Source organism: Kitasatospora sp. NPDC059577, assembly GCF_042735475.1.
Classification (GTDB): domain Bacteria; phylum Actinomycetota; class Actinomycetes; order Streptomycetales; family Streptomycetaceae; genus Kitasatospora.
This window is the reverse complement of sequence record NZ_JBHWBZ010000005.1, coordinates 110,238-131,845: the sequence shown is the minus strand read 5'-3', so window position 1 is coordinate 131,845 and position 21,608 is coordinate 110,238. Positions and strand designations below refer to the sequence as shown.

General features: G+C 73.2%; 18 protein-coding genes. 12 read left to right on the top strand and 6 right to left on the bottom strand.

All coding sequences use genetic code 11. The annotated features are described in order from the left end of the window. Positions 1 to 21: 21 nt before the first annotated feature. From ACFV0O_RS07170 to ACFV0O_RS07160, 3 genes are read left to right on the top strand one after another with little or no spacing between them, the layout of a single operon-like run. A complete protein-coding gene (locus ACFV0O_RS07170; RefSeq protein WP_380337510.1) occupies positions 22 to 4,311 on the top strand; it encodes an NEW3 domain-containing protein in 4,290 nt (1,429 codons plus the stop codon). Further along, positions 4,308 to 5,003 (top strand): hypothetical protein, encoded by a 696-nt coding sequence (locus ACFV0O_RS07165; RefSeq protein WP_380337507.1) that lies wholly within the window; start codon positions 4,308 to 4,310, stop codon positions 5,001 to 5,003. Before ACFV0O_RS07170 ends, ACFV0O_RS07165 begins: the two co-directional genes overlap by 4 nt. Positions 5,004 to 5,038: 35 nt before the next feature. Beyond that, positions 5,039 to 5,698 carry an HAD family hydrolase gene (locus ACFV0O_RS07160; protein WP_380337504.1) on the top strand — a complete coding sequence of 220 codons (660 nt, stop codon included), beginning with the start codon at positions 5,039 to 5,041 and terminating at the stop codon, positions 5,696 to 5,698. Here ACFV0O_RS07160 and ACFV0O_RS07155 read toward each other — a convergent pair. Beyond that, the gene (locus ACFV0O_RS07155; RefSeq protein ID WP_380337501.1) at positions 5,679 to 6,599 is read right to left on the bottom strand and encodes a transcriptional regulator; all 921 of its coding nucleotides are present in this window, start codon (positions 6,597 to 6,599) and stop codon (positions 5,679 to 5,681) included. The genes ACFV0O_RS07160 and ACFV0O_RS07155 overlap by 20 nt on opposite strands. 548 nt (positions 6,600 to 7,147) lie before the next feature. Here ACFV0O_RS07155 and ACFV0O_RS07150 point away from each other — a divergent pair. Continuing rightward, positions 7,148 to 7,657 carry an ATP-binding protein gene (locus ACFV0O_RS07150; protein WP_380337499.1) on the top strand — a complete coding sequence of 170 codons (510 nt, stop codon included), beginning with the start codon at positions 7,148 to 7,150 and terminating at the stop codon, positions 7,655 to 7,657. A 72-nt stretch (positions 7,658 to 7,729) separates the two neighbouring features. On the opposite strand, the gene ACFV0O_RS07145 is transcribed toward ACFV0O_RS07150, so the two are convergent. Beyond that, positions 7,730 to 8,377, bottom strand: a complete 648-nt coding sequence (locus tag ACFV0O_RS07145; RefSeq protein WP_380337496.1) for a DUF6368 family protein — start codon at positions 8,375 to 8,377, stop codon at positions 7,730 to 7,732. A gap of 179 nt (positions 8,378 to 8,556) precedes the next feature. Here ACFV0O_RS07145 and ACFV0O_RS07140 point away from each other — a divergent pair, with 179 nt between their 5' ends. The 5 genes from ACFV0O_RS07140 to ACFV0O_RS07120 all read left to right on the top strand — a co-directional run bounded on the left by ACFV0O_RS07140 (position 8,557) and on the right by ACFV0O_RS07120 (position 13,536). Next, complete coding sequence (locus tag ACFV0O_RS07140) at positions 8,557 to 9,306, top strand: hypothetical protein (RefSeq protein WP_380337493.1); 750 nt, start codon at positions 8,557 to 8,559, stop codon at positions 9,304 to 9,306. 524 nt (positions 9,307 to 9,830) lie between these two features. Next, entirely contained in the window at positions 9,831 to 10,733 is a 903-nt protein-coding gene (locus ACFV0O_RS07135; protein WP_380337490.1) for an ABC transporter ATP-binding protein, read from the top strand. Between the two features lie 53 nt (positions 10,734 to 10,786). Next, complete coding sequence (locus ACFV0O_RS07130; RefSeq protein WP_380337831.1) at positions 10,787 to 11,515, top strand: ABC transporter permease; 729 nt, start codon at positions 10,787 to 10,789, stop codon at positions 11,513 to 11,515. An 81-nt stretch (positions 11,516 to 11,596) separates the two neighbouring features. Continuing rightward, a complete protein-coding gene (locus ACFV0O_RS07125) occupies positions 11,597 to 12,901 on the top strand; it encodes a sensor histidine kinase (protein WP_380337487.1) in 1,305 nt (434 codons plus the stop codon). Next, entirely contained in the window at positions 12,898 to 13,536 is a 639-nt protein-coding gene (locus ACFV0O_RS07120) for a response regulator (RefSeq protein WP_380337484.1), read from the top strand. The genes ACFV0O_RS07125 and ACFV0O_RS07120 overlap by 4 nt, the downstream gene beginning before the upstream one ends. Positions 13,537 to 13,584: 48 nt before the next feature. On the opposite strand, the gene ACFV0O_RS07115 is transcribed toward ACFV0O_RS07120, so the two are convergent. Beyond that, a complete protein-coding gene (locus tag ACFV0O_RS07115) occupies positions 13,585 to 15,252 on the bottom strand; it encodes an FAD-dependent monooxygenase (RefSeq protein WP_380337481.1) in 1,668 nt (555 codons plus the stop codon). 80 nt (positions 15,253 to 15,332) lie between these two features. Here ACFV0O_RS07115 and ACFV0O_RS07110 point away from each other — a divergent pair, with 80 nt between their 5' ends. Further along, positions 15,333 to 15,917, top strand: coding sequence for a CGNR zinc finger domain-containing protein (locus tag ACFV0O_RS07110; protein WP_380337479.1), 585 nt, complete (start codon positions 15,333 to 15,335; stop codon positions 15,915 to 15,917). Positions 15,918 to 16,353: 436 nt separating this feature from the next. Continuing rightward, complete coding sequence (locus tag ACFV0O_RS07105; RefSeq protein ID WP_380337477.1) at positions 16,354 to 16,719, top strand: hypothetical protein; 366 nt, start codon at positions 16,354 to 16,356, stop codon at positions 16,717 to 16,719. Between the two features lie 66 nt (positions 16,720 to 16,785). Here ACFV0O_RS07105 and ACFV0O_RS07100 read toward each other — a convergent pair whose 3' ends face one another. The 3 genes from ACFV0O_RS07100 to ACFV0O_RS07090 all read right to left on the bottom strand — a co-directional run bounded on the left by ACFV0O_RS07100 (position 16,786) and on the right by ACFV0O_RS07090 (position 20,646). After that, positions 16,786 to 18,174 carry an NUDIX domain-containing protein gene (locus ACFV0O_RS07100; RefSeq protein ID WP_380337475.1) on the bottom strand — a complete coding sequence of 463 codons (1,389 nt, stop codon included), beginning with the start codon at positions 18,172 to 18,174 and terminating at the stop codon, positions 16,786 to 16,788. Positions 18,175 to 18,421: 247 nt separating this feature from the next. Beyond that, positions 18,422 to 19,735 (bottom strand): MFS transporter, encoded by a 1,314-nt coding sequence (locus ACFV0O_RS07095; RefSeq protein WP_360252432.1) that lies wholly within the window; start codon positions 19,733 to 19,735, stop codon positions 18,422 to 18,424. A 107-nt stretch (positions 19,736 to 19,842) separates the two neighbouring features. Beyond that, the gene (locus ACFV0O_RS07090) at positions 19,843 to 20,646 is read right to left on the bottom strand and encodes a glycerophosphodiester phosphodiesterase (RefSeq protein WP_380337472.1); all 804 of its coding nucleotides are present in this window, start codon (positions 20,644 to 20,646) and stop codon (positions 19,843 to 19,845) included. Between the two features lie 394 nt (positions 20,647 to 21,040). Between ACFV0O_RS07090 and ACFV0O_RS07085 the strand changes: the two genes are divergently transcribed. After that, positions 21,041 to 21,532 (top strand): FBP domain-containing protein, encoded by a 492-nt coding sequence (locus tag ACFV0O_RS07085; protein ID WP_380337470.1) that lies wholly within the window; start codon positions 21,041 to 21,043, stop codon positions 21,530 to 21,532. Positions 21,533 to 21,608: the final 76 nt, after the last annotated feature.

The following is a 21,608-nucleotide window of genomic DNA, read 5'->3' as shown; positions in this document are numbered from 1 at the left end:
CCCCCGGAAAGGAACCATCCCGTGCCGGTCACCATCACCGCCGTCGAGAACACCGACCTGTTCGTCGGCCCCGAGGACGCTCCGCGCCAGATCCTGCGGGTGACGACCGGGGGCCCGGCCGCCCGGATCGCCGTCAGCGGCCCCGGCGTCCACGGCGAGGCGACCGGCACGGGGCCGGTCGAGGTCCCGCTGGAGATCACCTCCGACGCCCGGCCCGGGGACCGGATCCCGGTCACCGTGGCGGCCGGGGGCGCCCGCGCCGAAGCCCTGCTGGAGGTCGCCGAACCGGGCTGGACGATGTTCCTGGTCTCGCACTTCCACTACGACCCGGTCTGGTGGAACACCCAGGCCGCCTACACCTCCCCGTGGGAACTGCTGTCCGCCGACGCCACCACCCGTCCGCTCTGGGAGCGCAACGGCTTCGCACTCGTCGACGCGCACCTGGACCTCGCCCTCCGGGACCCGGTGTACAAGTTCGTCCTCGCCGAAGTCGACTACCTGAAGCCGTACTTCGACCAGCACCCGGAACGCCGCGAGACGCTGCGACTGCTGCTGGAACGCGGACAGGTCGAACTCGTCGGCGGCACGTACAACGAGCCCAACACCAACCTGACCGGCGCCGAGACCACCATCCGCAACATCGTCCACGGCATCGGCTACCAGCGCGACATCCTCGGCGGGGACCCCCGGACCGCCTGGCAGCTCGACGTGTTCGGACACGACCCGCAGTTCCCCGGCCACCTCGCCGCGGCCGGCCTCACCGGCAGCGCCTGGGCCCGCGGCCCCTTCCACCAGTGGGGACCGATCCAGAAGAACTTCCGCGAGGCCAAGGACGACGCCCGGGTGATGCAGTTCCCCAGCGAGTTCGAGTGGATCGCCCCCGGCGGCGACGGTGTGCTCACCCACTACATGCCGCACCACTACTCGGCCGGCTGGTGGATGGACTCCTCGCCCGACCTCGCCACCGCCGAACGGGCCGTCCACGAGCTGTACCGCAAGCTCAAGCCGGTCGGCGCGACCAAGAACCTGCTGCTGCCCGTCGGGACGGACTACACGCCGCCGAACAAGTGGGTCACCGAGATCCACCGCTCCTGGGCCGCCAAGTACCTCTGGCCCCGGTTCGTCTGCGCCACCCCGCGCGACTTCCTCGACGCCGTCCGGGCCGAACTCGCCGCCACCGGACGGCGGCCCAGCCCGCAGACCCGCGACATGAACCCGGTGTACACCGGCAAGGACGTCTCGTACATCGACACCAAACAGGCCCAACGGGCCGGCGAGGTCGCCGCCGTGGACGCCGAGAAGCTCGCCACGCTCGCCGCCGTCCACGGCCTCGGCCGGTACCCGGCCGCCGCGCTGGACAAGGTCTGGCGCCACCTCGCCTACGGCGCCCACCACGACGCGATCACCGGCTCCGAATCCGACCAGGTGTACCTCGACCTGCTGGGCGGCTGGCGGGAGGCGTACGACCTGGCCACCGCCGTCCGGGACGCGGCGCTCGACGCGCTCACGGGCCGGATCGCCACGGCCGGGGACGGCCCGCCGCAGGACGGCTCGGTCCCGGACGGTTCGTCGCAGCAAAGTCCGGCGCAGGACGGTCCGGTCCCGGGCGGTTCGGCCCGGGACGGCTCAGCGGGAGACGCCCCCGCCGTGGTGGTCACCAACACGCTGTCCTTCGACCGGACCGACCTCGTCTCGGTCGAACTGCCGGACGGCACCGGCGCGGTCCGGGTGGTGGACGACCGTGGCGAGGCGGTGCCGAGCTCCGTCGACCGGGGAACACTGCGGTTCCTCGCCGCCGACGTGCCCGCGCTGGGCTGGCGCACCTGGCGGCTGGCGGAGGGCGACCCGGTCGAGCCGTGGACGCCGGCCGAGGGCTGCGCGATCGCCAACGGCCGGTACCGGGTCACGGCCGACCCGGCACGCGGCGGCGGCCTCACCTCCGTCCGGGACCTGCGGCACCGACGCGAGCTGATCCAGGACGGCCGGATCGGCAACGAACTGCGCGTGTACGAGGAGTACCCGCAGCACCCCGACTTCGGTGAGGGCCCCTGGCACCTCGTCCCCAGCGGACCGGTCGTCGGCTCCGGCGACGGCGCCGCCTCGGTCCGCCGGGAGACCGGACCGCTCGGCGAGCGACTGGTGATCGACGGCACGGTCGACTCCGTCCGGTACCGGCAGACCGTCACCCTGTGGCGCGGGCTCGACCGGGTCGACTGCCGGACCCGGGTCGTGGACCACTCCGGCGCCGACCGGCTGTGGCGGCTGCGCTTCCCCGTGGACGTCCCCGGCGGGCTGCCCGTCAGCGAAGTCGCCGGCGCGGTCATCGGACGCGGCTTCGCGATGCCGGACGTGGACGCGGCCGAAGCACCGTGGACCCTGGACAACCCGGCCAACACCTGGTTCGGGCTCGGCGCCACCGCGCGGGCCGACCTCACCGACCCCTCCGGGGCGGCCACCGGTTCCCGCGCCCTCGGTGTGGCGGAAGTCGTCGTCCCGACGCTGGACGACGCCGCCGACGCCCGGCCCCTGGTCGTCGCGCTCGCCCGGGTCGGAGTCACCGCCACCACCTCGGGCGCGGACTGGGCGCGGTACGGCTGGCTGGACGTCGACTCCAACCTGCCCGACTTCCGGATCGTCATCGGCACGCCCGACGTCAACGACGCGGCACGGGAGTTGATCGAGCGGGCCGGCGAGGAGTACGCCGCCGTCCTGAAGGCACACGGCGCCGTCTGGGTGCCCGCCCTGACCCCACTCGCCGAGGTCTGGCGGCCCGACGCCGACCTGCGCGACCTGCGGGCCCTGCCCGCGCTGATCGTCACCGACCCCGCGGCGCTGGCCGACGACCTGGCCGACGCCCGGATCACCGCCGTCTGCCCGACGGCGGTCACCGACGAACTCGCCGACCACACCGTGGCGTTGCTCAGCTTCGGCCTGCCCGGATTCGCCGTCGACACCACCGGCGCCCTGCACCTGTCCCTGATGCGCTCCTGCACCGGCTGGCCCTCCGGCGTTTGGATCGACCCGCCCCGGCGCACCCTGCCCGACGGAGCGTCCTTCCAACTCCAGCACTGGACACACGAGTTCACCTACGCCCTGGTCGCCGGGAACGGCGACTGGCGGGACCGGACGCTGCCCGCACAGGGCCAGGAGTTCAACCACCCGCTGTACGCCCGGATCGTCCCGGCCCAGGACGGCCCGCTGCCGGCCACCCTCTCCTGGCTGCGGGTCGAACCGCAGCGCGAAGTCCTGCTCGGCGCGCTCAAACCGGCCGGGAACCCCATCGCGCACGGCTCGGCACGGGATACCGGACCCGAACTCACCCTCCGGCTGGTCGAATCCACCGGGCTCGGACGGACGGCACGACTCAGCGGCGCACTCGGACTCGGCGACGCACGCCTTGCCGACCTGCTGGAACGCCCGCTCGGCCCCGCCACCGCACAACCGGACCTCCCCGGCTCCCGGATCGCCACCCTGCTGGCCACCCCCGCCGTCACCGCCCCGGCCGACGGCCCCGTCCTCGGCCCGGTCGCCGAACCCGCCCAGCCCGTCCACGCCCGCTACTGGCTGCACAACCGCGGCCCGGCACCGCTCGGCTACCTGCCGGTGTCCGTCGGCGCCTCGCCCGGGCTGCTGCGGACAGCGGGCGAAGCGGTCACGCTGTCCGTCGCCCTCTCCTCCCACCTGCGGGACACGGCGGTCGAGGGAACGGCCGTCGTGCTGCCACCCGAAGGCTGGGACACCACCCTCGGCAGCCGCCCGTACCGGCTCGAACCCGGCGGGGCCCTGCGCTTCCCGGTCACCCTCACCCCACCCGCCGACGCCGAACCCGGGCTGCACTTCGCCGCCGTCCGGATCGAGCACGACGGGCAGCAGATTGAGGACGTCGTCACCATCGCCGTCGGCGACCTCCCGTCCCTGCTGCCCGTCGCCGGCGACACCCCCGAGGACTGGACGGCCGCCCAGGGCACCAAGGCGGCCACCGGCCGGGACACCGGCCTGGACGTCGAGGTCTCCCACGAGACCGTGTGCGTGCGCCCCGGCGGCCGAGACACACTGAGTCTCACCCTCACCAACCGCACGCGCGGCGAGATCCGGGGCGAGCTGCAACTGGTCTCGCCCTGGGGCACCTGGCAGGCGCTCCCCGACCCCGTCCGGGGCTTCACCGTCCCGGCCGGGGCCGCCACGGTGGTCGACATCGCCGTCGCCGCCCCCGCATCCACCGACCCGGGCTCGTACTGGGCCCTCGCCAAAATCATGTGGTTCGGCCGCTGCCAGTACGCCCCGACCGTCGCCCTGGTGGTGGAGGCATGACCCTCGGCCTCCTCGACGGACACCCCGTCCCACGGGCGGCCCTCGACCACCGCCTCGCCGCCCTCCGCACCGGCCCACGCGCCACCGCCCTGCCGCAGGAAGGAAGTTCGGAGGACCGCCAGCTCACCCGCTGGGTCGCCCAGGTGCTCCTCACCGAAGCCCTGTGCGAAGCGGTCGCCGCCGAACGCGGTCTTGCCGTCGCCTCCTCCGGCACCGCCCACCTCGACCAGCAGGCCGCCGTCGAACTCGGCTCCATCACGGCCGCCGCCTACGAGGGCAGCCCGGCCGTCCGCGCCGTCTACGCATCCGTGACGGCCGACATCGAGCCCGCACCCGCCGAGGTCGCCCACTACCGGGCCCTGACCGCCCGAACTCCGGCCACCCGCTGGCACATCGCCGTCCCCGACGGCGGCTTCGAAGCCGACCCCGACACCCTTCCCGCCGCCCTCGCCGAAGCCCTCCGCGCGGCACCGCCGGGCGAGTGGGTCACCGTCGGCCCCTGGAAGGCGGCGATTCTCGCCACCCTCGTCATCCCCCGGGACCCCGACCCCACCCCCACCCTGCGCGAGGCCGCCCGCCGGGCCGCCTTCGTCCGCTGGCTGGACCGGGAGCGAGCCCGCCGCCTCACCCTGGTCGAGGGACTGGAACACCCCGGCGACCCCGCCCAACCCGACAACCACCACCGCCACTGAGGCCACCGGTCCGGCCATCTGGCTAGGCTGGGGCCATGATCCGTGCAGTGGTGTTCGATGTCGGCGAGTGCCTGGTGGACGAGACCCGGGAGTACGGCACCTGGGCGGACTGGCTCGGCGTCCCTCGACACACCTTTGTCGCCCAGCTCGGGGCGGTGATCGCTCAAGGCCGCGACTACCGTGACACCTTCCGGATCTTCCGGCCCGGCTTCGACCTGTACCTGGAGCGTGAGAGGAGGGCGGCGGCCGGCTGCCCCGAGGTGTACGGGGAGGAGGACCTTTACCGGGACGTCCGTCCGGCACTTGCGCGTCTCAGGGCGGACGGCCTGTGGCTGGCCATCGCCGGAAACCAGACCGTGCGGTCCGGGGCGATCCTCCGCCGACTGTTCTCCGGTGACGTCGACCTCATCGGCACCTCCGACGACTGGCAGGCGAGCAAGCCTGACCCGGCGTTCTTCGAACGGGTGGCAGAAGCAGTGCCGGCGCAGCCGGATGAGATCCTCTACGTCGGCGACCGCCTCGACAACGACGTTCTCCCCGCGGCCCACGCCGGAATGCAGACCGCGCTGATCCGCCGGGGGCCGTGGGGCTGGATCCAGCAGCACGACCCCGTAGCCGACCGCGCGACCTTTCGGATCGATTCGCTCGGCGAGTTGCCGGACCTGATCGCACGGGCTAACGCTGAAGGGAGCTGAGCGTGGCCGACCAGGAGTAGAGGCGGTCGTCGATCCTGCGGACGGCGTCCGATTCCTGCCAGGGGGCGAGTGCCCGGCGGGCCTCGCGGATGCGCTCCATGCCGGTGGCGTACCACGTCACGCTCAGCTGGTCGAGTGCCTGCTCCAGCAGGGCACACGCCGAGTCCGGTCGTCCAGCGGCGGCTTCGACGGCCGCGAGGTCGCCGAGGACGACGACTCGCTGCTTGCCGTCGGTCTCCGGGAGGTCGGTGAGCACGGCCTCAAGAGTGGTTCGCGCCTGAGGGATCAGGCCGGCTGCCAGCTCCGTGTTTCCCTTGAAAGCGGCGAGCCGGGTGGCCGAGAACCAGGTGAACCACTCCGGGCGGGGGTGCTCGGAGCCGACGGCGAGGGTGTCCTCGGCCTGACGCAGGATCGAGAGGGCTTGGCGGTGGTCGCCGCAGCGGGTCAGGCATTCCGCCTCCACGGCGTGGAGCCACGCGAGCAGCTCCGCCGGGCACGCCCCTCGCCGGGCGTACGTGCGGGCGGCTCGCATCCGCTCGGCTGCGTTCTCGCGCTGCCCTGCCCACCCCGGGACGAATGCGGAGTGCCCGAGCACGGCGGCGCCGAGGAGGGAGTCATCGGCCTCGCCGGCGGCCTGCAGAGCGCGAACGAACGTGGCGTCGGCGGCCTCCGGCCGGCGGAGGTCGAAGAACTGGATCCGGCCCGCGAGCAGCAGGCTCTCTGCAAGGGCGGATGCGATCACCCTTCTGGCGATTCCGTCTGTGTCGGCCAGCAGGGCCGAGCCCAGGTTGGCGTGCTCGGCAACCGCCTGGTGCAGGACAGCGGGCGCGACGCTCCAGTAGAGGCGTCTATGTGCCTCCGTGATCGTTGCGAAGTCCGCCCCCACGGTGGCGGGTTGCATGGTGGCTCCCGCCACTGGCTTCGGAAGCACAGGAGGAGCTGAGAAACGGCGGCCGGACACGGCCGCCCGGTCGGGGACCGGTCGGATGCCGTCGTCCCACGGTGCGCGGAATCCGAGGTCTTCGATCGGTAGCCGCAGGACGTAGGTGAGCAGTTGCTGATGGTCATCTCGCGGCCAGGGCGGGTTGGGGGACTCCCAGCGGCCGATCTGCTTGCGGCTCACGATGACTTCTCCCAAGCCGAGGTGGCGGGCCGCGTCGTGCATAGCGACTGCGAGCGCCTGTTGGCTGGAGAGGCCGCGAGCCTGTCGAGCCGCTTTGAGCGCGGTGTTGCCGATGGATCGGGACATGCTGTCCTCCGGACTTCTGATACTGCCTCAACAGTACGTCCGATAGCGACGTTTCTCTTCGGGTTGCCGGGTTCGGAGGCGTCAAGAGGCTGCGAAAAGTCCCCTGAACGTCCCATCTGAGGGGTTCATATCGCACTGCCAGGGGTCGACGATTCTTTCGTCACCGCCTGGTGGCGAATGGCTACTGACTGTGGGGCCGCATGTTCGAACTGTCGGGCTCAGGGCTTGTCGTCAGCCCGCTGAGGAACGCCCGGTTTCCGGTGCCCCTGGAATGGGACGCCCCGCCGGACGGCGAGGCGGTTCCGCCTGCGCGCAGGTTGGTGCTGGACATCGTCCGGGCCTGGGGCGTACCCCTTCCCAAAGCATCGCTACGCGAGCTGGAGTTGTGTGCGAGCGAGTTGATCGCGAACGCGATGGAGCACGCCAAGGCCCGCTGTGCGGTGACCGTCCGCCGGTCGGGCGGGCGGCTGCGGGTCGAGGTGTCGGATCCCGAACCGGCCTTCGAGCGCTGCGCCACGGGCCCCGACGCGACCAGCGGGCGGGGGCTGGTCCTCGTCGAGGCGCTGGCCCACTCGTGGGGCTGGCACCGGGCCGGGGCGGGCAAGGTCGTGTGGTTCGAATTCCTGGAACCCGGCGAGGCGCCGGGCGCCGTCACTGTCCACGGCTGGGGCGTGGCAGGGGAGTTCTGCTCGGTTCTGGCGGTGGTGTGACGCCCGCACCGCCGAACCGCGGCGGGAGTTCTCAGGGCCGGGACACGGTGGGGCCGGTCGGTGCCTGCGCTGTCACTTGAGCAGCCGGAACCCCGGCCGCTCGGCCCAGGCCCGCAGGAACTCGGCGGTGACGAGGGCGGTGTCCCAGCCGTCGTCGGTGATCCCGAGCAGTCCGGGGAGGCCGGCGATCACGGCTTCCTGGCCGTCCGCCAGTTCGGCCTTGCCGACGCCGCCGATGACGTCCAGCACGGCGGCGGTCAGCAGGGCCGTGGCGATGTGGTCGATCTGCCCGTTGCAGCCGGCGCTGACGTTGACGGCCTGGACGGGCCGGCCGCCGAGCACGGCCTCGATGGCGTCCGTGTCCTCGTCCGCGTGCTCCGCCTCGAAGATGTGGTCGTCGCCGGCGCCGGAGCCCATCAGGTAGACGCTGAACGGTCTGCGCGGGTCCTCGCGTCGGGGGTCGAATCCCACCAGTGCGGCGAGGCTCGCGTCGGTCGCCTGTCCGGCGAGCAGCGGGAGCGGGTACGGTCGCCGCGGGTCCGGGTCGCTGGTGTCCTCGATGCCCAGCCGTTCCGCGGGCACATTGACGTCGTAGTGCCCGGGGCGCTTCTCCTCGAAGCGGCAGGAGCGGGAGAGTCCCACCATCAGCTCCCGCAGCTCCAGCACGGAGGCGGGGGAGAGGGGCTCGGCGAGATCGATGACCAAGGTCGGACCGGACATGCGGGGGAGTCTAGGGGTGGCCGTGGAACTGCTGGTCACCAGGGTCGGAACGGCGGCCTCCGGCGAGGTGGGCGGTCCCCGGAGCACTCTGGTGCCACTGGGGCGACTCTGGCACCATGTCGGCCGAGGTGAAGAGGCAGTGTGCCAATCGTTCACCTCGTCTGCACAACAGTGCACTCATGGAGCGTCGAGAAGATCTGAGGCCGGAATTGAAGACCTTACGGAACCACGTCCCGAACCTGGTGACGGTTGTGCTGATGCTGCTGGGCATGATGACCGCCGCAACCGCGCAGGCGCAGGCCGCTCCGCAGCGGCTCACCGGCAGCGCGACCATATGCTCCAACTCGCCGATCCCGGCCGGGTGGGTGATCACGAGCTCGTACGGCAGCAGTGGCTGCCCCGGCACCGGTGTCGCCTACTCCATCGCCGATGTCACCAACCAGACGTCCGCGACGGTGTGTTCGATGTCGCCGATCCCGACGGGCTGGGTGATCACCAGTTCGTACAGCAGTAGCGGCTGCGCCGGTACGGGTGTGGCCTATTCGATCGGCAACACGGCCAACCACACCTCTGCGACGGTGTGTTCGATGTCGCCGATCCCGACGGGCTGGGTGATCACGAGTTCGTACAGCAGCAGTGGTTGTGCGGGTACGGGGGTGGCGTACTCGATCGGTAACACGGCCAACCAGACGTCCGCGACGGTGTGTTCGATGTCGCCGATCCCGTCGGGCTGGGTCGTCACCAGCTCGTACAGCAGCAGCGGCTGCCGTGGCACCGGTGTCGCCTACGCCATCGGCAAGATCACCACGCAGACGTACGCCACCGTGTGTTCCTTCTCCCCCATTCCGGCGGGTTGGGTCGTCGCGAGCCAGTACAGCAGCAGCAGTTGCGTCGGCAGCGGCGTCGTCTACACCATCAGGAAGGCCTGACCGGCCTGACCCTCGACGAACCCGGAACGTGTCGGTTCCGGCAGGCCGCCCCACCGGGTGACCTTCCGGCCGTCCGCGCGTGAGGGCAGGGCCTCTCGGCGGCTCGGGGGTGCGCCCCTGTCCTCCCGCCGCCGGGAGGCCCCGGTGTCGTTCACGGAGGAGGGCCCGCCGGCCCGGAGCCGCCCCGCCGGCCCGGAGCAGCCCGCCGTCCGACTCCCGGTGTCCACCGTTCGATCGTCGGAGGTTCCACCGTTCGGTTGTCGGACGGTGGATCCGCGGGCTGCGGCGGGCGCCGGAGACTGGGCGGAAAGCGGAGGACGCGGGGAGGCGAGGGCCGTGCGAGCCAGGCGGACCAGGCGGACCAGATGGACCGGACGGACCGGACGGACCGGACGGACCAGGGTGACACCGAACCGGCGGGGGCCGGACACCGGGTGGAACCGGCACCGGGCGGACGCCGGGCGGAACCGGTGAGGCCGGGGGCGCCCGGTGGCGGGCCGGCGGTCGTGGTGTCGGAGCTGCGGGTGCGGTACGGCCGGAAGACCGTCGTGGACGGCATCTCCTTCGAGGTCGGGGAGGGCGAGATCTTCGGTGTCCTCGGCCCGAACGGCGCCGGGAAGACCACGACGGTGGAGTGCGTCGCCGGTCTGCGGGTGCCGGACGGCGGCAGCGTTTCGGTGCTCGGGCTGGACCCGTGGCGGGACGCGGCCGGGCTGCGCCGGGTCCTGGGCGTGCAGTTGCAGAGCAGTGAGCTGCCGGAGAAGCTGCGGGTCGCCGAGGCGATGGAGCTGTACGCCTCCTTCTACGAGGAGCCCGCCGACTGGCGTGAGCTGCTCGACCTGCTGGACCTGACGGAGGAGGCGGACAGCCCGTTCGGCCGGCTGTCCGGCGGGCAGCGGCAGCGGTTGTCGATCGGGCTGGCGCTGGTCGGCGACCCGAAGGTCGCGGTGCTGGACGAGCTGACCACGGGGCTGGACCCGTCGGCCCGGCGGGACACCTGGGAGCTGGTCGAGCGGGTCCGTGACCGGGGCATCACCGTCATTCTGGTCACGCACTTCCTGGAGGAGGCGGAGCGGCTCTGCGACCGGCTCGCCGTCGTCGACCGCGGCCGGATCGTGGCGCTGGACACCCCGGCCGGCCTGGTCGCCGCCGTGAACGCCGAGCAGCGGGTGCGCTTCCGGCCCACCAGCACGCTCGACGACGGACTCCTCGCCGCACTGCCGGAGGTGACCTCGGTGCAGCGGCACGGCGCGCAGGTGGTGGTCACCGGCACCGGCAACCTGGTGTACGCGGTGGCCTCGGCCCTGGCGCGGCGCGGGATCGTGGCGGCGGACCTGCGGGCCGAACCGGCTGGGCTGGAGGACGCCTTCCTCGCCCTGACCGGACGCCGCTCCGGCCGGACGCCGCTCCGCCCCCCGGCCCGGTAGCCGGGTGACTCCATGAGCACCTCGAAACGACCGAAGGAGGCCCGGTGCGGGCGATGAAGCGGCTCACCCTCGTGGAGTTCAAGCTCTTCCTGCGCGATCCGGCCGCGTACTTCTGGACGCTGCTCTTCCCGGTCGCCCTGGTGGTGATCATCGGCAGCGTCCCGTCCTCCCACGAGGTCGGTGCGGAACTAGGGCGGCGCGGCATCGACTACTTCACGCCCGTCCTGGTGGTGCTGTCCTTCGCGCTGACCGGACTGTTCATCACCCCGACGTACCTGGTGGGCTACCGGGAGAAGGGCGTGCTGCGGCGGCTGTCGACCACGCCGGTGGGCCCGGCGCGCGTCCTGGTCGCCCAACTCGTGGTCCAGGCGACGGTCGTGGCCACCGCCACCGCCGCGGTGCTCGGCACCGCGGCGCTGCTCTGGGACGTCCGACTGCCCGCCAATCCGGGGGGGTTCCTGCTGGCCTTCGTGTTCTCCGGGCCGGCGGTCCTCGCCATCGGGCTGTTCCTGGCCGCGGTGATCCGCACGGGGAGGGCCGCCACCGGCGCGGGCAGCATGCTCTTCTTCCCGCTGATGTTCTTCGCCGGGCTCTACGTGCCGCGCGAGCAGATGCCGGAGGCGGTCAACCGGATCGGGGACTACACGCCGCTGGGCGCCTCGGTGGTGGCGTTCGGCGATGCGGCGAGGGGCGACTGGCCGGCCCCGGCGGCCCTGCTGGTCCTGGCCGCGTACGCGGTGGTGCTCGGGGTCGCGGCGGCCCGGCTCTTCCGCTGGGAGTAGGTGAGGGCCGGTCAGCCGGTGGGGCCGGTGGGCCGGCAGGGTCACGTAGGGTCGCAGGGCACGAGGGGCTGGGGGAGGATCATGACGACCGCGACGACCGCGACGACCGCGACGACCGCGACGACCGCGACGAGCGACGAACCGATCGACCTGGCCGGGGTCCGCCGCTACCTCGCCCCGCTGCCCTTGGTACTGCTGGCCGTGGCCACCGTGCTGAGCTTCCTGCAGCCCGAGGAGGGCGCGGCGAACGCGCGGCTGACGGTCGTCCCCCTGGTGGCGGTGACCACGGTGTGGACGCTGGCCATGTACACCCTGCGCCCGCGGGAGTGGAGCGCCCGCACCGGGCCGATGCTGACGTACGTGGCGGTCCAGCAGGTCCTGGCCGCGGTGCTGATGACGCAGCACCCGATCTTCTTCGTGTTCGCCGTGATCGGCTTCGTCCAGGCGTACGACCTGCTGCCGCCGCAGTGGGCCTTCGTCAGCGTCGGTGCCACCTCGTTGATGGTCAACCTGATTCCCGGCGGGATCCCCGACACCTCGAAGCGGATCGCGGTCGCCGCCGCCTCGGTGTGCCTGCAGACGCTGCTGATCGGCGTGTTCGGCAACCTCTCGTACCGTTTCAACGAGCGCAGCGAGGAGCGTCGTCGGCTGGTCGCCCGGCTGAAGAGCGTCATCGCGGAGAACAACGGCCTGCACGCCCAACTGCTCACCCAGGCCCGGGAGGCCGGTGTCCAGGACGAGCGGCAGCGGATGGCCCGGGAGATCCACGACACCATCGCCCAGGGTCTGGCGGGCATCGTCACCCAGCTCCAGGCCGCCGACCGGGCCCGGGAGCGGCCCGACCGGCGGGACTGGCACCTGGAGCAGGCCCGGACACTGGCCCGGGAGGGCCTCGCGGCGGCCCGCCGGTCGGTGGCGGCGCTGCGGCCGGTGGAACTGGACGAGGCCCATCTGCCCGGCGCCGTCCACGACCTCGCCCGGCGCTGGTCGGCCCTGCACGGCGTCCCCGCGTCGGTCGAGGTCACCGGGGACCCGGTGCCCTTGCTGACCGAGATCGAGGTGGCGCTCTTCCGGGTGGCGCAGGAGGCGCTCACCAACGTCGCCAAGCACGCCGCGGCCAGTAGGGTCGGGCTGACCATTTCCTACCTGGAGGACACCGTCATGCTGGACGTCCGCGACGACGGGGTCGGATTCGACGTGCTCGCCGTGACCGGCCAGGCGGACCCGCCACCCGGCGACTCCGGCTTCGGCTCCGGCTACGGTCTCCCCGGCCTGCGGCAGCGGCTGGAGCGGGTGCTGGGGACGCTGACCGTGGAGAGCGCACCGGGCGCGGGCACCGCCGTCAACGCGAGCGTGCCCGCGATCCGGCGGGGAGCGGGCGAATGAACGAACAGCCCCCACCGATACGGCTGTTGATCGTCGACGACCATCCGATCGTGCGGGACGGCCTGCGCGGCGCGTTCACCGGGAGCCCCGAGTTCGAGGTGGTCGGCGAGGCCGGCAACGGCGCGGAAGCCCTCGACCTCGTCCCGGAGCTGAGGCCCGACCTGGTCCTGATGGACCTGCGGATGCCCGTGATGGACGGCGTCACCGCCATCCGGCGGCTCGGCCGGACGGCACCGGACGTCCGCGTCCTGGTGCTCACCACCTTCGACACCGACAACGACGTGCTGCCCGCCATCGAGGCCGGCGCCACCAGCTACCTGCTCAAGGACGCGCCCACCGAGGAACTCCTGCGCGCCGCCCGGGTGGCCGCGCGCGGCGAGGCGGTGCTGTCCCCGGCCATCACCAAGCGCCTGATGGACCGGGTGCGGCGACCGGGCAGCGGCGTGCTCAGCGCGCGCGAGCTCGACGTGCTGCGCCTGGTCGCGCACGGGGCCTCCAACAAGGAGGTGGCGAACGACCTGTTCGTCAGCGAGGCCAGCGTCAAGACGCACCTGCTGCGCATCTACGACAAGCTCGGCGTGCGCGACCGGGCGGGCGCCGTCGGCGAGGCGTTCCGGCGCGGGCTGGTGACCTGACGCCGGGGCGGCCCGGACGCCGGGCCGCCCCGGCGTCAGGGCCCGGTCTCACGAGTGGCCTTCCCCCGCGGACAGGATTCCTCGCAGGACGGTGAGCAGGAGCGCGTCGTCGGCGGGCGGGTGCGGGGCCCGCCAGGCGATGTGGCCGTCGGGGCGGACGAGGAGCGCTGCGCACCGCGAGACGAACGCCGTCGGCAGTGGACGGACCGCGACGGGCAGACCGGCCGCGGCGGCGGCGTCCGCCTGCCGCTGCCAGGCGGCCTCCCCGGCGGGTGCCAGCAGGGTGAACCCGGGCCCGAGCGGGTCCAGGGTGAACCCGGGCCCGACCGGGTCCAGGGTGGACGCGGGCCCGACCAGGTCCAGGGTGGACGCGGGCCCGACCAGGTCCAGGGTGGACGCGGGCCCGGGCGGGTCGGTCAGCCGCAGGTGGGGGAGCCGGGTGCCGGGCACGCCGTCGAGGTGCGTGCCGTTGGGGTCTTCGCCGTCGGGCCGTGCGCGGTCCGGGTCCAGTGGCGGCAGGGCGGGGTCCTGTGGGTCGGACAGGACCGCGGTGGAGCGGTAGGCGGCCGTCAGCAGCAGCTCGTCGTCGATCCGGTAGCTCGTCCGTGCACGGGAGTTGGCGAGCGAGATGTCGATGACCTGCTGGGCCACCGGGCGGCGCTCGGCCTCGTACGTGTCCAGCAGCGCCTCGCCCGCCGTTCCGGCGACGACCGCCGCGAGCTTCCAGGCCAGGTTGTCCGCGTCGCCGAGGCCGGTGTTCATGCCGTGCCCACCGGTCGGGGGCACCACGTGGGCGGCGTCGCCCGCGAGCAGGACCCGGGAGTGGCGGTAGGCCGCGGCGAGCCGGGCGTCCATGCGCCAGGTCATGGTGTCGCGGACGGCGACCGGCAGGTCCGGCAGTCCGGCGGCGTCCCGGACGAGTGCGGCCAGGCGGCGGTGGTCGGTCGGGAGCGCCGTGGCGTCCTCGTCCTCGGGGTCGTAGGGGTGTTGGTAGATCCAGTGCCGGTCGTTGTCGACGGCGAGGAAGCCGCCGCGGCCCGGCGCGGTGAGGAAGTACGAGGCGCTGGCGCGGTCCGCGACGACCTCGCCGAGCGGGGCTTCGAAGCGGACGCTGAGGTAGTGGCCGAGGCCGGTCGGCCCCTCCATCGGGATCCCGGCTGTCTCACGGACGGTGCTCGCCGCGCCGTCGCAGCCGACCAGCCAGTCCGCGCGCACGGTGTGCCGGTCGCCGGTGGCGCGGTCCTCCAGGATCGCGTGCACGCCGTCGTCCTGCTCGGTGAAGGACACCAGCCGGGTGTCGAACCGTACGGCGTCCGGGGAGAGTTCGCGGGCGCGTCGGAGCAGGACGGGCTCCAGCGCGTCCTGGGAGCAGATCAGCCCGGGGGAGGGGGTGCGTGCGGGGCTCCCGTCCGCCGCCGTGACGCCGGTGCGGACGAAGTCCGGGTCGACCAGGTCGCGGCCGCGGTAGAAGGACACCTGCTCCGCCGGGAGCCCGGCCCGCCGGACCTCCTCCTCCAGACCGCACCGCCGGAACAGCTCCATCGAACGCGCCGACACCCCACGGGCCTTGGGGTGGCGCGAGGTGCCCGGGTGGGCCTCGGCCAGCAGGTGTGGCACGCCGTACCCGGACAGCAGGACCGACAGGGTCAGCCCGACCGGGCCCCCGCCGACGACGAGGACGGACGTTTTCTCCGGGAACACCGCCGGGTTTCGCATGCCACCCCTCCGTAACGCTCATTGATTCAATTTGACGTTACCATGGTGGAGAGGCGACCACCCGAGACGAAGGCGACCCCATGGCGCAGACCCGGCCCGAGCCCCAGGACCCCGAGGACGGCAACCCCCGCGGCCTCCACTTCCTCACCGACCTCGCCAACACCGTCCGCGAGGACCCCGACACGAGCGCCGCCGACCTCCGGGCACTCCTGGAACGCCACGGCGGCCCGCCCTTCCGGCTCACCGACGCCGACGCCCGCGAACTGCGCGAGGCCACCGCCGAGGTGATCGCCGTCCTCGACACCGACGACCCCGACCGGGCCGCCGAGGCGATCAACGACCTGCTCGACCGCCACCCGGCCCGCCCCCGCCTCGTCCGCCTGCCCGGCCGCCCCTGGTCGATGCACACCCGGGCCCCCGCCGACGCCGGCCTCACCCACTGGCTGCTCTCCACCGCCGCCCTCGCCCTCGGCCTCTGGCTCAGCGAGCGCGGCACCTGCGCCTGGGGACGGTGCGCCGCCCCCGGCTGCGGGCGTCACTTCATCGACACCGGTCGCCGCACCCCGCAGCGCTACTGCAGCCCCCGCTGCGCCACCCGCGTCCGCGTCGCCGCCCACCGGGCCCAGCGGGCGGCGGACTCGACGCCGGGGCCCGGCGGCGCATGACCCGGCCCCGGCCGCCCTGCGGGGGTGCGGGCGTCCGGGGCCGGGAGTCAGGGTCCGTCGGTGCGTCAGTGCTGCAGGATCTCGCGCTGGACCGGCACCGAACCCACCGCCGACACTCCGGACGACCCGTCGGTCCCCGCCGGCTGAGCCCTGTCCGGGCGTGGGTGTCGAACTCACGGCCCGCTGTCGTACAACAGGCCGACCGCCGGGTGCGGTTGCGTCGGTGCGGGGCGAGCCGGTGGGGTGTGAGGGGCGTTCCGGGGCGGTCGGGGCGGGGTGCGCGGCCCGTGCGCCGGGCGGCGCCGTTGACGGTGGTCGTTCGGGTACGTCAGGCTCGGTGGACCGTCGGGGGCGGGCGGCGCGTCGGTCGTACCGCGTGTCCGGATGTCGCTCCCGGCCGGGTCGTCCACCGCACTCCCTGCCTGGAGGTACCGCCATGTCCATGCGCCGCCTCGTCGCGCCCGGAACCGCCGTCGCCGCCCTGACCCTCGCCTCCCTGCTGTTCCCGGTCGCGGGCGCCCACGCCGCCCCGGCCGCCGACTCCTGCACCCAGAACTGGAGCATCGGCTCCGCCGAGGGCTACGCGAACGGGAAGTGGTGCAACGACAACACCAAGGTCGTCGGGACGGTGCACGACACCAAGGCGGACGGCCGCTGTCCGTTCGTGCGCGGCAACCTCTCCAACGGGGGCTACGTGGACAGCGATTGGGCGGGCGGCAAGGGGAAGTCCCGCGCCATCACGCTCTACGCCCCGTCGGGGACGCACTTCACCGGCGTCACCATGCGCTACATCGGCTGCTGACGGAGGTCCGGGGCGGGCCTCTTCGGGGGGCGGCCCGCCCCGGACCCTCTCCGGCCAGGGCCACCGCTACCGGCCGGCGGGCCGGGCGGGCCGGGCGAGTTGCGGGAGGTAGTGCGCCAGGTACGCCGGGGTCCGCAGCCCGCGCAGCTCGTCGAGGGGGACCGGGCGGACGGCCCGGCCCCCGCCGAGGACCAGGCCGGACTCCGGCCCGGCGTACGTCCCGTGGAGCACGACGGTGGACTCGTGGAGGTCGGGGTGCCGGGGGCCGGGGAGGGCACGCAGCCCGTCGACCCGGACGCCGGCCTGCTCCAGCACCTCCCGCGCGCCGGTCTCGTACGCGGTCTCCCGGCCCTCGCGCCGACCGCCGATCGGGGTCCACAGGCCGGGGTGGGCGGTGCCCGGCCCGTCGTCGCGCAGGTTCAGCAGGAGGCGTCCGCCGTCCGGGCCGGTCACGAACACGACGACGCCCTCGAAGTCCCGTGCGACGCCGTGCCGGTCGACGGCGCCGGTCGCCGGGCGCTCGCCGTAGAGGGTGAGGTCGGAGCGGCGGGCGCGGTCGACCAGCAGCAGCCGGCGGTAGTCGGCCGGCCGCATGACGGAGTGCCAGTCGTGCAGGCTCCGGGTGGCCCATTCGGTGTGCTCGTGGGAGAGCCGGATCCGGCGCAGCTGCTCGTCGTCGAGCCGTCCGCCCCAGAAGACGTGGCCGGTCTGGTGCAGCGGCCAGTAGGCGCCGGGGGAGAAGTGCACCACGGCGAGCAGCTGTTGGCGGGCGACGACCTCGGGGTTCTCGGCCGCGAGGTCGAGGCCGAGTTCCTCCCGGGCCTCGCGCAGCGCGGTGTCCCACGGGGATTCGCCGGGGTCGGTGTCGCCGCCGGGGAACTGCCAGCGGTCCGGGTCGAGGGCGTTGCGCAGGCACAGTGCCCGCCCGGCGGAGTCGGTGACGTAGAACGACCCGTACAGGTTGGACAGGGCGATGTCGCGCACGTACCGGCTGATCGGCCGCCAGCCGGGCTGTGCCCGGTGTCGGTGCACGAAGGCGAGGACGTCGCGGTAGCCGTCGCTGGTCGGCGGCGGGTCGGCGAGGTCGGCCCAGGCGAAGCGGTCGTGCTCGGTGAGGGTCACCGGGGTGCCGTCGGGCACGGTGGTGGTGAAGACGAACTGGCGGAACCTGCGGCCCCCGGCGTCGGTGAAGTCCAGCGTCCGCAGGTACTCCAGGTCCTCGGGGCCGGCCGTGATGCCGGTTTCCTCGACCAGCTCGCGCAGCGCGCCGGCCCGTACGGCCTCGCCGGGTTCCAGGCCGCCGGCCGGGTAGTCCCAGAACCCGGGGAGCGCGTCGTCGGCGCGGCGGCGCAGCACCAGCACCCGTCCGGAGGCGTCGAGGACGACCACGCCGACGGTCAGTCGATCGAATCCCAGGGCGAGCGCCCGTCGGGCCAGGAGGTCGTAGTCGATCACGGTGTGCCGCCTTCCGTAGGGTCGTTTCCAGCCGGTGCCCTACCCACCCCGCCGGCGGCCGCAACGGGTGCCGCGCCCGGCCCGCCGGTCGCCGGCAGGGGCGGCGGCCGCGACGACCCCGGTGCCGCCCGGGTGGAACCGGGCCCGGCCGCGCTCCTGACCGGGAAAAGGAAATCCGGCCCTCCGGATGGCCGAAGGACCGGATGACCGGAGAACCGGATGGCCGGGGAATCCCGGCGACCGCCCGTCAGAGCCGTTCAGGCACCGGGTTGCCGACCGCCTCGATGGCGCGGCGGAGCGGGACCTTCACGAGCACCGCGAAGCCGATCACGAAGAACACCAGCAGCGAGATGATCGCCGAGCGGTAGCTGCCGGTGATCTGGTACGCGAGGCCGAACACCAGCGGGCCCATCCAGCTGGTGCCGCGGTCGCTGACCTTGTAGAGGCTGAAGTACTCGGCCTCCCGGCCGGCCGGGATGAGGTGGGAGAACAGCGAGCGCGAGAGCGCCTGGCTGCCGCCGAGGACCAGGCCGATCATGCAGGCCAGCGCGTAGAACCAGGCGGGCTGGTGGGCGGGCATGAAGTAGCCGAGGGCGAGGGTGATCACCCAGCCGACCAGCGAGCCCAGGATGGTCCGCTTGGCGCCGTGCCGCTGGGCGATCCGGCCGAGCAGCAGGGCGCCGCCGATCGCCACCACCTGGACCAGGAGGACGGCGGTGACCAGGGAGGTCTGCTCCATGCCGAGTTCCTCGCTGCCGTAGAGCGAGGCCTGGGAGACGACGGTCTGGATGCCGTCGTTGTAGCAGAGGAAGGCGGCGAGGTAGAGCAGCGTGAGCGGGTGCTTGCGCATGCCCTTCAGGGTGCGGCCGAGTTCGCGCAGGCTCCCGGCGGCGGGCTGGTCGGCCTTGGCCGCGGCCCGCTCGGGCGTGAGGCCGGCCCGGGAGGGCAGCCGCAGCATGGGGACGATCGTGAACAGGGCCCACCACAGCCCGGCCGAGGCCAGGCAGATCCGCACGGCGGTGCCGGAGGAGACGCCGAGCGCGTCGTGGCCCTCGAACAGCGCCAGGTTGGCGATCAGCAGCAGTCCGCCGCCCGCGTAGCCGTAGGCCCAGCCCTTGGAGGAGACGGCGTCCCGCTCGTCGGGCGCGGCCAGGCCGGGGAGGTAGGCGTAGGACAGCGCGACCGACACCGCGTACGCGATGTTGGCGACCACCAGCAGTGCGCCGCCGAGGAGGTAGCGGTCGCCGTCGAGGAAGAACATCCCCACCGTGGCGAGCGCCCCGACGTACGCGAAACCGCACATCAGTTCCTTGTGCCGCCCGGTGCGGTCGGCGACGGTGCCGGTCAGCAGCATCACCGCGACCGAGACCAGCACGGAGAAGGAGACCGTGTACGGGAAGAACGATCCTGCGCGGATCGACAGCCCGAGCGGGTGCACGTCCCCGGAGGCGTCGGCGGCGTTCTTGGCCACCGAGGTCAGGTACGGCCCGAGGAACACCGTCAGGACGGTGGCGGAGAAGGCGGCGTTCGCCCAGTCGTTGATGTACCAACCGAACTGCATCCGGCGCAGGGCCCGGCCGTCGGCGTCGTCCGCCGGGGTGGTCGCCGGGTCGGCTGCCGGGCCGGCCGGTGGATCGTCCGGCAGGTGCGTCGCCGAATTCGTGGTGCTCATGGGTTCCCCATCACCGTGCTGGAGCCGGTACTGCCGTCCGTCCAGCAGCCGCGCTCGCCGAGGACGTCCCGGAGGACGTCGATGCGATCGGCCATGATGCCATCCACACCGAGGTCGAGGAGAGCCCTGATCCGTGTGGGATCGTCCACAGTCCAGACGTGGACCTGCAGGCCGAGGCGGTGGGCGGCCCGGACGAAGGCCCGGTCGACGACCCGTACGCCCCGGTGCCGCTCCGGCACCTGCGCGCAGATCCCGGCGTACGGCGCCCCGCGCCCGGGCAGCAGCGGCCCGGCCAGCGAGCGCAGCCGCAGCCGGGCCACCTCGCGCGGGCCGAGCGAGGTGGCGAGCCGGGGGCCGGCGGCGGCGCGGACGGCGGCCAGCCGGCTGTCGGAGAAGCCGCCGACGCAGACCCGGTCCCAGGCGCCGGTCCGGCGGACCGCCTCGACCAGCGGGGCGACGGCCGGTGCCGCCTTGACGTCGATGTTGAAGCGGGTCCCGGGGAACGCGTCGAGCAGGTCCTCCAGCAGCGGCACCGGTTCGGTGCCGCCGATCCGGGCCTGCCTGACGGTCTCCCAGGGCAGCTCCGCCACCGTTCCGGCGCGGTCGGTGACCCGGTCGAGACGGGAGTCGTGGAACGCCACCAGCACGCCGTCGCGGGTGGCGTGCACGTCCGTCTCCAGGTAGCGGTACCCGAGCGCGACGGCGGCCTCGAACGCCGCCAGCGAGTTCTCGGGATGCCCGAGGTCGCCGCCCCGGTGCGCGAAGGCCAGCGGCCCCGGATGGTCGAGGAAGGCGTGCATGTGGTGCTCCGAGCTGCAGGAAAGGGGAGGCCGCGTCGTCCGCTCCGCCGCCGTCCCGGAGCGCGCGCGTTACAGTATTACGCACTCTGTCAAGCGGTAATGCGTGTCCTCGCCGCCCCTGCCGCGACGGTGCCCCTGCGTGCGCGCCCGCGCCCCTGCGCGCGCGTCCCGTGAGTCCGGGTCCGCGTCCGTGCGTCTGCGTGCGTTCGCGTCGACGACGGTCCGCTCCGACCGTGGACGCCTCCGCTCCGGCCCCGGGCCGCCGGTCGGGGTGTTGCCGCGCCCCCTTGAGGCGTGAAGGCCCTCCTTGCGCGTCCTTGCGTGGCGTCGCCACGCCTCTCCGACGGTGATTATGCGTTTGCCTAAACCATTTAGGCAAACTAGCCTGACGCATATGAAGCCGCTGACCGAAGCCGAGATCCGAGCCGCGTTCCTGAACTGCACCAAGGGCGAGGCCAAGCGCCTGCACGTCCCCCGCGACCTGGCCGAACGCCCCTGGGAGGATCTCGACTTCCTCGGCTGGCGGGACCCGCAGGCCCCCGACCGGGCCTACCTCGCCACCGAGTTGGACGGCCGTCCGGTGGCCGTCGCGCTGCGCAGCCCCGCCGCGGCCTCCTGGCAGGCGCGGCGCAGCATGTGCTCGATCTGCGTGACCACCCACACCGGCGGGGTCTCGCTGATGGTCGCCGCGAAGGCGGGCAGGGCCGGGCAGCAGGGCAACTCCGTGGGGGCCTACATCTGCAGCGACCTCGCCTGCCCGCTGTACGTCCGGGGGCTGAAGGATGCCGGCGCGGGCGTGGTCGTACACGAGTCGCTCACGCGGGAGGAGAAGGTCCGGCGATCCGTCGCCAATCTCGCCGCGTTCATCGCGAAGGTCACGGCATGACCCGTGCATGATTTCTTCTGATACTGGACATGACACAGTTTCAGGCGGGGCGGACTTCCATGCCAGGGGTCGTGCA